We start from the raw sequence: 12,049 nt of genomic DNA, 5'->3' as shown, positions 1-12,049 counted from the left end.
GTGCCCGAGGGGGGCGGCGGGTCAGGGGCCTTCAGCGTCCGGCCGTCGTCGGAAAGCAGGTCCCGCCACCCCCAGAGGCGCCCGACGGTCGCGGGCGCCCAGCGCATCGATCGGCGCCGCGTCCACCGGCGCCCCGGTCACGATAAGCGCTCCCCCGGCCGCTGCCGGGGTCAGCGGGTGGTCGTGTCGGCGTGCTCCTGCTGCCGGGCGGCGAGCCGCTCCTTCTGCGGGATCACCACGTACTTCGGGTCCTTGGTGCTGGCGATGCCGGCCTCGAAGACGCCGAAGCGGGTGAGCAGCGACCCGGCCGCCAGCAGCGTGCCCGAGGCGACCGCGCCCCAGCGCCGTCGTCCGGCCACCGCCGTCAGCGTCGCGCCCGCCGCGGTGCAGACCTGCGCCGCGCGCATCAGCGCCCCGGGCCGGCCCTCGTGGAACGGCTCGCTGAGGATGCCGTGGTCGTTCTCCACCTTGTGCATCGCGGCCAGCTCGATCGCGGCACCGGCGAACGCCATCTTCCGCGCCGGCCCGGCCTCCTCGACCGGGGTGAACGCCATCGCGATGCCACCGCCGGCCGCCATCGCCGAGCCGCCGAAGACGTAGGGCAGCTGGGTGTGCGCCGCGTGCCACGACGGCACCGCGGTGTTGGCGAGCAGCACGCCGGTGTAGGTGGCCAGCGGCCCGCCGAACACCGCGGCCACCGCCCCACCGAAGCGCTTGAGCCGGGGGAACCAGCCCAGCAGCTCCACGGCCGCCGTCGCCCCGGCCGCCGCGCTGAACGGGGCCAGGATGTAGGAGCCCACCGACAGCGGCGACGTCGGCTTGATCACCCGGAGCATGTGCAGGAACCGCTCGGGCCGGCCGAGGTCGTGGATCAGGAACACCACGGAGAGGATCGCGCCGCCGCCGGAGGTGTAGCGCGCCACCCGGGTCAGCGCCGGCCGGTCGGTGAGGTCGGCCAGCGCGGCGAGGATCGACGACGACCCGGCCGCCCCGCCCAGGAACAGGTACAGCGGCACGTCCGGCGACTTCCATACCGGCGTCTTCACGATCTGCCGGCCGTAGTACGAGGTGAACTCGACGTCGTCCACCATGGCGAGCTCGCCGCGGTGGCGCCCCCGCCCGCGGCGGCGCTTCCGGCCGGTGCTGCGCTGCGTCGCCGGGCCGCGGTCGGCCTGGCGCCACCCGGCGCCCGGGCTGGTGATCCCGCCGGTCATGTCAGCGCCTCCGCGAGCCGAGGACCGCGGTGACCGCGACCCCGACCATCATCGCCGCGGCCTTGCCGGCCGCCTTCCACATCGCCGGCAGGTCCCGCGTGGTCACGACCGGGTCCGGCGGCAGGCCGTAGACCTCGGGCTCGTCGAGCAGCAGGAAGAACGCGCCGTCGCCGCCGACGCCGTCGTTCTCGTCCCGCCCGTACAGCCGCGCCGTCTCCACGCCCTGCGCCTTGAGCGTCGCCAGCCGGGCGTCGGCCCGCTCCTGGAGCTCGTCGAGGTCGCCGAACTGGATCGACTGGGTCGGGCACGCGGTCGCGCACGCCGGCTGCAGCCCGTCGGTGAGCCGGTCGTAGCACATCGTGCACTTGAAGACCCGGCCGTCGTCCTTGCGCTGGTCGATGACGCCGTAGGGGCAGGCCGCCACGCAGTAGCCGCAGCCGTTGCAGATGTCGCCCTGCACGACCACGGTGCCGAACTCGGTGCGGAAGAGCGCCCCGGTGGGGCAGACGTCGAGGCAGCCGGCGTGCGTGCAGTGCTTGCAGACGTCGGAGCTCATCAGCCAGCGGATCTGCTTGTCCGCGCCGGTCTGGCCCGTCTGCGGGTCGAACTCGCTCAGCGCCTCGGCGTTGAGCACGCTCTGCTGGGCGCTGGCCAGGCTGACGTCGTCCCCGGCCACCGCGGGCGAGGGGCCGCTGCCGGCGCGGTCGTCGCCGGGCCGGCCGAAGGTGGGCATCGGCAGGTCGACGGTGCGGCTCTGCTCGATGAACGCCACGTGCCGCCAGGAGTTGGCCCCCAGCTGGCCGGTGTTGTCGTAGGACATGCCCGACAGGCCCAGGGCGTCGCGGACGCCGTGGGAGTCGTCCATCGGCAGCGTGTTCCACTCCTTGCACGCCACCTCGCACGCCTTGCAGCCGATGCAGACCGAGGTGTCGGTGAAGAAGCCGACCCGCTTGGGGTGCTCCTCCTCGTAGCCGGCCTCGGCCGTGACGTCGGGCAGCGGGCCGTACAGCCGGTTGTCCGGGTCGCGGCCGGTGAAGGCCGGGCTCGCCGAGCTGATCGTCATCTCGCTCCCCTCCTCTCGTCGTCGTCCCGCCGGTCGTCGTCCTCCCTCACCGCAGCGCGTCCACCCGCACCGCGCACGCCGAGGGAGGACGCTCGATGATCAGGAAACCTGATCATCGCCGGGGTCACGCGGTGGACCCTTCGCCGGCCTGGGCCGCCACCGGGTCGCGGCCGTCCACGCCGACCTTCCCCGACTCCACCCCGGCCCGGCGCCGGTAGGACTCGACGAACTCCAGCAGCTCGGGCCCCCGCGGCCGCCGCCCGGCGACGATGTCGCAGGTGCTGACCTTGGACTCCTGGATGTGGGTGTTCGGGTCCATCACGATGCCCAGCAGGTCGTTGGCCGCGTCACCGGTGGAGATGCCGGTGTAGGACCAGTGGTATGGCATGCCGATCTGGTGCACCACCGTGCCGTCGCGCAGCTTGATCGGCCGCACCCGCTCGGTGACCAGCACCTTCGCCTCCACCGCGGTACGCGCGCTGACCAGCGTGGCGAACTCGCCGTTGGTCAGCCCCCGCAGCCGCGCGAGCTCGGGGCTCACCTCGACGAAGAACTCCGGCTGGAGCTCCGAGAGGTAGGGCAGCGTGCGGCTCATCCCGCCGGCGGTGTGGTGCTCGGTCAGCCGGTAGGTGGTGACGGCGAACGGGTAGACGTCGCTGCGCGTCGGGTTGGCCCGGTTCCACGGGCCCTCGATCATCTCCAGCGTCGGGTTGGCCTGCTGCTTGTAGAACGCGTTCTCGACCACCGACTCGGCCGGCTCGTAGTGCGTCGGCAGCGGGCCGTCGACCACGCCCGCCGGCGCGAACAGCCACGCCTTGCCGTCGCCCTGCATGACGAACGGGTCGGTGCCGGCGAGCGCGTCCTGCGCCTTGGCGCCGTCCGGGGGCACGTAGTCCGGCCGCTTCTTCTTCTCGAAGTCGGGCACGTCGACGCCGGTCCACTCCCCGGCGGACTCGTCCCACCAGACGTACTTCTTGCGCTCGCTCCACGGCTTGCCGTCGGGGTCGGCCGAGGCGCGGTTGTAGAGCATCCGCCGGTTCAGCGGCCACGCCCAGCCCCACTCCGAGGCGACGACGCCCTGCTCCTTCGCGGGCTTGCGCCGCGCGGACTGGTTGACCCCGTCGGCGTAGACGCCGCTGTAGATCCAGCAGCCACCGGTGGTGGAGCCGTCGTCCTTCATCTCCAGGTAGGAATTGAGCAGCTGCCCGTCGGGGCCGTAGCCGTTGATCTCGCGCAGCACCAGGTCCGCGCTCGGCTCGTCGTGCTCGCCCTCGGGCAGGTAGTCCCAGGTGAGGTCGAGCAGCGGGCGGTCCCGCGGGTCGGTGGAGCCCGCGAGCCGCTCGCGCAGGATCCGGCCCAGGTGGAAGTAGAACCACAGGTCGCTGCGGGCGTCGTTCGGCGGCTCGACCGCCTTGTGCCGCCACTGCAGCAGCCGCTGCGTCTGGGTGAAGGTGCCTTCCTTCTCCACGTGCGTGGCGGCCGGCATGAAGAAGACCTCGGTGCCGATCGTGTCCGGCGACAGCTCGCCGGTCTCGTGCTCCGGGCCCTCCTTCCAGAAGGTCGCCGACTCGATCATCTGCAGGTCGCGGACGACCAGCCAGTCCAGGTTGGCCAGGCCGAACCGGTTCATCCGGCTGTTCGGGTGACCGACGCCGGGGTTCTCGCCGACGAGGAAGTAGCCCTGCACCTTCCCCTTGATCATGTCGGCGATCGTCCGGTAGGAGCTGTGGTCGCCGTCGATCCTGGGCAGGTAGTCGAACGCGAAGTCGTTCTCCGGCGTCGCGGCGTCACCCCACCAGGCCTTGAGCAGGCTGGTGATGTACGCGGGCTTGTTGCCCCAGAAGCCGCCCTTGCCGGCGGCGTCGGCGACGTAGTCCTCCAGCGTGTCGTGCTGGTGGGCGTGCGGCATCGGCAGGTAACCCGGCAGCAGGTTGAACAGCGTCGGGACGTCGGTGGAGCCCTGGATGCTGGCGTGCCCGCGCAGCGCCATGATCCCGCCACCGGGGCGGCCGATGTTGCCCAGCAGCGTCTGCAGGATCGAGCAGGTGCGGATGTACTGCGCGCCGACGCTGTGCTGCGTCCAGCCCACCGAGTACACCCACGCCGTCGTCCGGTCGCGGTTGCTGTTGCTGGTCACCCACTCGGCGACCTGGTGGAACACCGCCGGCTCGATGCCGCAGACCTCCGACACCATCTCGGGGGTGTAGCGGGCGAAGTGCCGCTTGAGCACCTGGAACACCGTGCGCGGGTGCTGCAGGGTCTCGTCGCGCTTGGGCTTGGCCGGGATCGGCGGGCCGCCGCTGCCCGACGCCTGCGCGCGGTCGGAGTGCGTGACCTCCGGGTCGTCCTCGAGCCGGTCCTGCTCGGCGGCACCGGCCGGGTCGTCGGCGCCCGAGTGCGGCGGCTCCTCGAACTCGTACTGCCAGCTGTCGACGTCGTACACCCGGTTCTCGGCGTCGAAGCCGGAGAAGAGGCCGTCGAGGTCCTCGGAGTCGACGAACTCCTCGCCCACCAGCGCCGCGGCGTTGGTGTAGGCGACGACGTACTCCTTGAAGTACAGCTCGTTGCTCAGGACGTGGTTGATCAGCCCACCGAGGAACGCGATGTCGGTGCCCACGCGCAGCGGCACGTGCAGGTCGGCGATCGCGCTGGTGCGGGTGAACCGCGGGTCGATGTGGATGATCTTCGCGCCGCGCGCCTTGGCCTCACCGACCCACTGGAAGCCCACCGGGTGGCACTCGGCCATGTTCGAACCCTCGATGACGATGCAGTCGGAGTTCGCGAGGTCTTCCAGAAAGTTCGTGGCGCCGCCACGACCGAACGAGGCACCCAGACCGGGCACCGTCGCGGAGTGCTATATGCGGGCCTGGTTCTCGATCTGGATCGCGCCCATGGCGCTGTAGAGCTTCTTCATGAGGTAGTTCTCCTCGTTGTCGAGGGTCGCCCCTCCGAGGCTCGCTACTCCCATGGTGCGGTTGACCCGCTTGCCCTCGTTCTCGTCCTGCCAGCCCTTGCGCCGGGCCTCCAGGACGCGGTCGGCGATCATCTCCATCGCCGTGTCCAGCTCGAGGTCCTCCCACTCCGTCCCGAACGGACGGCGGTACTTGACCGTGGTCACCCGCGTGGGGCTGGTGACCAGCTGCTTGCTCGCCGAGCCCTTGGGGCAGAGCCGGCCGCGGTTGATCGGCGAGTCGGGGTCGCCCTCGATCTGGACGACCTTCTCGTCCTTGACGTAGACGTTCTGCGCGCAGCCGACGGCGCAGTACGGGCAGACGCTCTTCACGACCCGGTCGGCGGTGGCGGTGCGCGACACGGTGGCCTCGGTGGCCTTGCTGCGCGCGGCCTTGCCACGGCCCAGCGGGTCGGAGCCGGTGAGCTGGCGGTACACCGGCCAGCTGTCGAGCCAGGTCTTCACAGGCGTCACTCTGCCATCCGGCGCGCCGGGCGGCGCGCCGACAGGCCCGCGACCCGGATCGGCGCCGTCCGCAACCCGGTGTTGCCCCGCCGGACGACGGCGCGGGCGGGGACCGGGCCCCCCGTGGGCCCGGTACCCGCCCGCGCGAGCCGCAGGTCAGCGCGCGGCGCCGTCCCGCTGCACGGCCGAGAAGGTGAAGGTGAAGGTGCTGGACTGCTGCTTGAGCTCGTCACCGGCCGTGGTCGGGAAGGAGACGGTGGTCAGCAGGTGGTCCACCCCGCCCGGGCGCAGGCTCGCGGCGCCCTCCAGCGACTCGTCCATGACGATCGGGCCGGTGTAGAAGCCGGTCACCGTGCCGCCGCAGGTCCACGACCCACCCGACGTCGTCCACGGCTGCGAGCACGCGTCGACGTCCATCTGCAGCCCGTCGACCAGGTCGGTGTCCAGCAGGCTGGAGACCTTCGCCGCCGACGCGAAGCCGACCGAGGCCAGCGGCACGTCGCCGTCGTTGCGCAGGTCGAAGGCGACCTGCTCGACGTCGCCGGGCATCATCGCCCCGCCGGCGAACGGCACGCTGGTGGTGCCCGCGGCGGCGTCCAGGCGGATGGAGAGCGCCCCCGTCGCCACCTCGGTGTCCACGCTGTCGCTGGTGCTGAACCCGCCGAGGGTCCCCAGGCCCGCGACCGCGCCGGCCGCGGCCAGCACGGCGACCGTGCCCACGACCTTCGCGGCGACGCCCTGGTGGGCCACGGCGGTGCTGCTGCTCCCGCTGCTCACGTCCTGCCTCCCCTGCTCGTGCCGGGGTGGCGGTTCCATCCGCGGCAGGAGCCACCCTGCGCGGCCAACCGCAGGGTCGTGCGCAGCGATCCGCAAGAAAAGCGCAGGACGCGGTCAGCCGCGGGAGCGGTCTCCCGGGGTGCGGCCGGGGGCCACCGCGAGGACGACCAGCGCGAGCACGGCGACCGCCCACCCCGCGAGGACGAACAGGTCGCCGGCGTGCACCCCGTGGTCGCCGATCAGCGTGAGCAGCACCGGCCCCTCGTTGCGGTACTCCCCGGTGACCAGGAGGGCGGCGAACCCGGAGACGACCGCCCCGGCGGCGAGGGCGCAGGACCAGCGGAGCACCCGGCCACGGTAGCCCCGCCCGCGTGCGGGCCGGTCGTCCGCGCCGAGGGCGCCCGCCCGCGGCTCAGCCACCCGCCGGCACCAGCGGCTCCACCAGCGGCCGGATCCGGTCGGCCAGCGCCTGGTGCCCCTCGGCGGTGGGGGTCTCGTCGTCGTCCCCGACCAGGCCCGGCGCGGTCAGCCACCCCTCCGCCAGCGGGTCGGCGAAGGCGGTTGCGGTCGCCTCCGCGGCCGCGGCGACGGCGTCCCGGTCGGTCTGCACGTAGCCGGGCGGGGTGCTCTCCGGCCACGTCGGCCCGACGGCCACCACCGCCGCCTCCGGTGACGCGGCCCGCACCGCCTCGATCGTCTGCTGCGCGGCCGCCTGGACGTCGGGGAAGGCGGCGTTGTCGTCGCGGGAGCCGGAGAGGACGACGGCGTCGAAGTCGCCGCCGGCGCCCTCGGCGAGCTGGCCGAAGGTCTGGCCGCCCTCCGGGGCCACGAGGTAGCCGCTGCCGTCGGCCGCGGCCACGGTCAGCTCGACCGGGCGGGCGCCCCCGGCCGAGAGCCCGTCGGCGACCAGCTGCGGCCACCCGACCACGCCCTCGGGCGCCAGGGTGGAGCCGTCGCCGACGACGAGCAGCCGCAGCGGGGCGGCCGCGGGCGCGGTGGTCGCCAGGTCGCCCAGCCCGGCCGCCGAGGGCGCGGTGAACCCGGGGGGCGGCGGGCGGTTGGACAGCAGGAACGCCAGGACGGCGACCCCGACCACCCCGAGCACCATGACCGCCCACGCCCAGCGCGGCGCCGGGGGGAGTCCGCCAGCCACGGCGCGGACCGTACGCCGCGACGCCCCGCCGCGGGGGTCAGTCCGGCGCGCTGCTTCCCGCGACCGGCGAACCCGTCCCCCGGCGCCCCTCCGAGGCCAGGCGCTCGGCCTGCGCCCGGCGCTGGGCCGACCGGCGCAGCAGGACCCGGGCCTGGGCGGCGTCGGCGGTGCGCGCGGCGCGCCGGGCGAGGACGTCGGCGGTCTCGAGCAGCAGCGCCACCCGCCGCGGGTCCGCGGCGCCCACGTGCGGTGCGGGCGGGGAACCGGTGGTCATGCCCGAATCGTGCGGCAGCGCCCCGCGGCCCGCGACCCGGCCGCGGCGCACCCCCGATGGGTGACCGTGCGGGCGCCGCGGCTGCGGAACGGGGCGGGCGGTCCCGATGACGACGGCGTGACCACCGCCGTCGTCCCGGGGCTGCTCTGCCTCGCCGTCGTCGGCCCGGTGCTGTGGGTGCTGTGGCGCCGCCAGGCCCGGCTCGCGGCCGCGCTGCGGACCAGCCGCGCGCAGTTCACCGCCCTGGTGCGCAGCAGCCCCGACCCCGTGGTGCTCCTCGACGACGCGCTGCACGTCACCTACGCCTCCCCCGCGGTCGCCGACCTCCTCGGCCTCGACCCCGCGGAGCTCACCGGCCTGCCGCTGGCCCACGCCGTCCACCCCGAGGACCGCCGGGTGCTCCTTCCCGCGCTGCGCAACCGCGCCGGCGACCAGGGCGAGCTCGCCGTCCGCACCGCCCGTGTCCGCACCGGCGACGGCGGGTGGCGGCTGGTGCAGGCCACCGTGCGCGACCTGCGCGCCGACCCGGAGGTCGGTGCGCTCGTGCTGTCCTGCGCCGACCTCACCGCCGACCGGGAGGGCCCCGACGCCGAGCTGCTCGAGCTCGCGCTCACCGACCCGGTCACCGGCCTGCCCAACCGCAGCGCCCTGGTGCACCGGCTCGCCGCCGTCCAGCGGCAGGGCCCGGCGCGCGCCACGGCGCTCGTGCTGCTCTCGGTCGACGGCGCTGCCGCCGCCGGGACCACCGTCCTGCGCGCGGTCACCTCCCGGCTGGCCCGCGAGCTGCGCGGCGAGGACTGGCTGGCCCGCGGCACGGACGGCGACTTCGTGGTGCTCGTCGACGGCGGCCTCGCGGACGCCGAGGTGGTCGCGGCCCGGCTCGTCGCGACCCTCGGCCGGCTGGCCACCCCGGCGGGCCGGCTCACCGCCTCCGCCGGCGTCACCGGGCTGGGCGCCGACGTCGACCCGGCCGAGGCCCTGCGCCGCGCCGACCTGGCCCTGCGCAGCGCCCGCGCCGCCGGCCCCGGCTCGGTGCACCGTGCCGACGACGCGCTGCGCTCCGCCGCGGGCCGGCGCAGCGCGCTGAGCACCGACCTCGCCGGCGCCCTGGCCCGCGACGAGCTGCGGCTGGTCTTCCAGCCGGTGGTCGACGTCGTCCTGGACCGCGCGGTCACCGTCGAGGCGCTGCTGCGCTGGCGGCACCCCGAGCTCGGCGACGTCTCCCCGCAGGAGTTCGTGCCGCTGGCCGAGGAGTCGCCGCTGATCACCGAGCTGAGCCGCTGGGTGCTGCGCGAGGCGTGCGCCACCGTGGCCGGGCTGCCGGGCGAGCAGCTCGCCGTCGCCGTCAACGTCTCGGCCCGCCACGTGGGCAGCGGGGAGCTGGTGGCCGACGTCGTCGCCGCGCTCGGGGCCAGCGGCCTGCCCGCCTCGCGGCTGGTCGTGGAGCTGACCGAGTCGATGCTGCTCGACGGCCACGTCGCCGGGGAGCTGGAGACCCTGCGCGGGCTGGGCGTCCGCATCGCCGTGGACGACTTCGGCACCGGATGGTCGTCGCTGGCCTACCTCGCCGGGATGCCGGTCGACCTGCTCAAGATGGACCAGCACTTCCTGGCCGACGTCGAGCACGACCCGCAGCGGCGGGCGCTGTGCCGCGGGGTGCTCCAGCTGGGCACCAGCCTCGGCCTGCCCGTCGTCGTCGAGGGCGTGACCACGCACGGGCAGCTCGCCCTGCTGCGCGAGATGGGCCACCGCTACCTGCAGGGCTACGCGTTCGCCCGTCCGCTGGAGGCCGGGCAGCTCGCCGACGGCGGCTGGCGCACCGCGGTCGCCGCCGGGCTCGCCGTGGGGACGCCCTGAGCGTGGACGCCGCGGTTCTGGTTCTCGTCGGTCCCGGCGCCGTCACCGTCTGACGTCCTCGCACGTCGCGGGGCGGGCGCGGGGAACGTTCCCGTGACGGGCCGGTGAACAGCCGGGCGCTTGTCTGGTGCGCGGTCCCGGCCTGCCGGACAGTGGGGGCCGTGAGACCCGACGCCCGCGCCTGGTTCGCCGATCGCACGTCGACCGCCCGGTCCCTCGACGAGGTCGACGTCGACGCGCTGCTGCGTGCCAAGCGGCGCGGCGGGCACCGGGTCAGCGTCGTCCTCCCCGCCCGCGACGAGGAGGCGACGGTGGGCCGGCTGGTCGCCGACCTGCACGCGCACTGGGTCCGCGGCGTGCCGCTGGTCGACGAACTCGTCGTCGTCGACTCCGACAGCACCGACGCCACCGCCGCCGTCGCCCGGGCCGCCGGGGCCTCGGTCGTGGCCACCTCCGACGTGCTGCCGGGTGCGGGCACCCGGCGGGGCAAGGGCGAGGCGCTGTGGAAGTCGCTGGCCGCCACCACCGGCGACCTCGTCGTCTTCCTCGACGCCGACCTGCTCGGCGACGTCGCCCACTACGTGCCCGGGCTGCTCGCGCCGCTGCTGACCGATCCGCAGGTGGCCTACGTCAAGGGCTGCTACACCCGGCCGCTGGAGGTCGGCGACACCGTGGTGCCCGCGGGCGGGGGGCGGGTCACCGAGCTGACGGCGCGGCCGCTGCTCAACGCGCTATGGCCCGAGCTGGCCGGGATCGTGCAGCCGCTCGGCGGGGAGTACGCCGGCCGCCGCTCGGTGCTGGAGCAGGTGCCGTTCGTCTCGGCCTACGGCGTGGAGGTGGGCCTGCTCGTCGACCTGCTGCGGCTGGGCGGGCTCTCCTCACTGGCCCAGGTGGACCTCGGCACCCGCCGGCACACCTCGCAGGACGTCGAGGCGCTCGGGGAGATGGCCGGGCAGGTGGTCGCCACGGTGCTGTCCCGGGCCGCGGGCGGGCGCGGGGCCAGCGGGCTGCTCACCCAGTTCCGGCACGACGGGCGGGGATTCGTGCCGCGGAGCAGCGCCGTCGCCGTGGACGAGCGCCCGCCGATGATCACCGTCGCCGAGTACCGCGCCCGCGTCGCCGTCTGACCGCGCCGTCCTCACCTCGCCGCCTCACCGCCGCGCCTGACCCGAGCGCTCGACCTCGCCGTGTGGTGGTCGACCTCGCGGTGTGCGGCGCGGTCGGCAGCCATGGGGCGAGGTCGACGGGTCGGGCCGGCCGGTCACCGGGCCTCGAGCGCCTCGCGTTCGGTCGCCGCGTCCGCCCTGGGCGAGGAAGATCGCCCCGTGCCGCACGTCCGCTCCCCCCGTCCGCGCCGGTGACCGCCCCCGAGGTCGTCGCCCACCGCGGGGCGACCGCGGAGGCGCCCGAGCACACGCTGGCCGCCTACCGGAACGCGACCCAGGTGGGCGCCGACGCGGTGGAGTGCGACGTGCGGATGACGCGCGACGGCGTGCTCGTCTGCGTCCACGACCGCCGCGTCCGGACCACCTCGAACGGCCGCGGCGTCGTCTCCGCCCTGCACCTCGCCGAGCTGGAGCAGTTCCGGTTCGGTGCGCGGCGCGGCCGGCGGGACCGGTGGGCGGACGACACGATCACCGCCGTCTCCGACGAGCCCGACGTCGAGGACGGGCGCGTGCTCACCCTGGACCGTTTGCTCGAGTACGTGACCGCGACGCCCGGGAGCGTCCGGCTGGCCATCGAGACCAAGCACCCGACCCGGCACGCGAGCCGGGTGGAGCAGGAGCTGGTGCGGTCGCTGCGCCGCTACGGGTTGCTGCAGGGCGAGCGTCCGGCGCAGTGGGGCGGCCGGCCGGCGTTCCGCGTGATGAGCTTCTCCCAGCTCGCGGTGCGCCGCGTGCAGGCGCTCGCCCCGGCGGTCCCGACCGTGCAGCTCATCGGGAAACGGCTGCGCGCGGTACGCACGGAGCTGCTGGCGGGGTCGATGAGCGCGGTCGGGCCGGGGGTGGCGCTCGTGCGGGCCGATCCGGGGTTCGTGGCGGAGGCGCACGCCGCGGGCAAGCAGGTGCACGTGTGGACGGCGAACCGGCCCGCCGACATCGACTTCCTGATCGGCCTGGGGGTCGACGCGATCATCACCGACCGGCCCGACGAGGCGCTGCGCCGGCTCGGCCGGGGCACCACCCCCGCGGCGTGACGCACACCGCCGGACCCGGCAACCCCACCCCGGGCCAGTAGCACTCTGCCCACACCGGCGGGGCAGAGCCCTACTGCCGCCGACCACCCACCTGCCCCC

At 74.8% G+C, this 12,049-nt stretch carries 9 protein-coding genes and 1 pseudogene; 3 read left to right on the top strand and 7 right to left on the bottom strand.

Going from position 1 to position 12,049, the window contains the following annotated elements; translation table 11 throughout:
• Nucleotides 1-170 precede the first annotated feature (170 nt).
• The 7 genes and pseudogenes from nrfD to E9529_RS13365 all read right to left on the bottom strand — a co-directional run bounded on the left by nrfD (nt 171) and on the right by E9529_RS13365 (nt 7,896).
• Nucleotides 171-1,214, bottom strand: coding sequence for an NrfD/PsrC family molybdoenzyme membrane anchor subunit (nrfD, locus tag E9529_RS13400; RefSeq protein ID WP_236831659.1), 1,044 nt, complete (start codon nt 1,212-1,214; stop codon nt 171-173).
• Nucleotide 1,215: 1 nt separating this feature from the next.
• Nucleotides 1,216-2,277 (bottom strand): 4Fe-4S dicluster domain-containing protein, encoded by a 1,062-nt coding sequence (locus E9529_RS13395; protein ID WP_236831658.1) that lies wholly within the window; start codon nt 2,275-2,277, stop codon nt 1,216-1,218.
• Nucleotides 2,278-2,401: 124 nt separating this feature from the next.
• Nucleotides 2,402-5,692, bottom strand: a pseudogene (fdh, locus tag E9529_RS13390) (formate dehydrogenase).
• A gap of 156 nt (nt 5,693-5,848) precedes the next feature.
• Nucleotides 5,849-6,469 (bottom strand): hypothetical protein, encoded by a 621-nt coding sequence (locus tag E9529_RS13380; RefSeq protein WP_236831655.1) that lies wholly within the window; start codon nt 6,467-6,469, stop codon nt 5,849-5,851.
• A gap of 114 nt (nt 6,470-6,583) precedes the next feature.
• A complete protein-coding gene (locus E9529_RS13375) occupies nt 6,584-6,817 on the bottom strand; it encodes a hypothetical protein (RefSeq protein ID WP_236831654.1) in 234 nt (77 codons plus the stop codon).
• Nucleotides 6,818-6,881: 64 nt separating this feature from the next.
• On the bottom strand, nt 6,882-7,622 hold the full coding sequence (locus E9529_RS13370; protein WP_236831653.1) for a GDSL-type esterase/lipase family protein: 741 nt from the start codon (nt 7,620-7,622) through the stop codon (nt 6,882-6,884).
• 37 nt (nt 7,623-7,659) lie between these two features.
• Nucleotides 7,660-7,896, bottom strand: a complete 237-nt coding sequence (locus tag E9529_RS13365) for a hypothetical protein (protein ID WP_236831652.1) — start codon at nt 7,894-7,896, stop codon at nt 7,660-7,662.
• 9 nt (nt 7,897-7,905) lie between these two features.
• On the opposite strand from E9529_RS13365, the gene E9529_RS13360 reads away from it, so the two are divergent.
• The 3 genes from E9529_RS13360 (at nt 7,906) to E9529_RS13350 (ending at nt 11,950) form a co-directional block, all read left to right on the top strand.
• Entirely contained in the window at nt 7,906-9,753 is a 1,848-nt protein-coding gene (locus E9529_RS13360) for a bifunctional diguanylate cyclase/phosphodiesterase (RefSeq protein ID WP_236831651.1), read from the top strand.
• A gap of 161 nt (nt 9,754-9,914) precedes the next feature.
• Nucleotides 9,915-10,880, top strand: coding sequence for a glucosyl-3-phosphoglycerate synthase (locus tag E9529_RS13355; RefSeq protein ID WP_236831650.1), 966 nt, complete (start codon nt 9,915-9,917; stop codon nt 10,878-10,880).
• Nucleotides 10,881-11,110: 230 nt separating this feature from the next.
• Nucleotides 11,111-11,950, top strand: coding sequence for a glycerophosphodiester phosphodiesterase family protein (locus E9529_RS13350; RefSeq protein ID WP_236831649.1), 840 nt, complete (start codon nt 11,111-11,113; stop codon nt 11,948-11,950).
• The last annotated feature ends 99 nt before the right edge of the window (nt 11,951-12,049 follow it).

Source organism: Blastococcus sp. KM273128 (assembly GCF_021698975.1).
In the GTDB taxonomy this organism is placed as follows: Bacteria; Actinomycetota; Actinomycetes; order Mycobacteriales; family Geodermatophilaceae; genus Blastococcus.
This window is presented reverse-complemented; position numbering and strand designations above follow the sequence as displayed.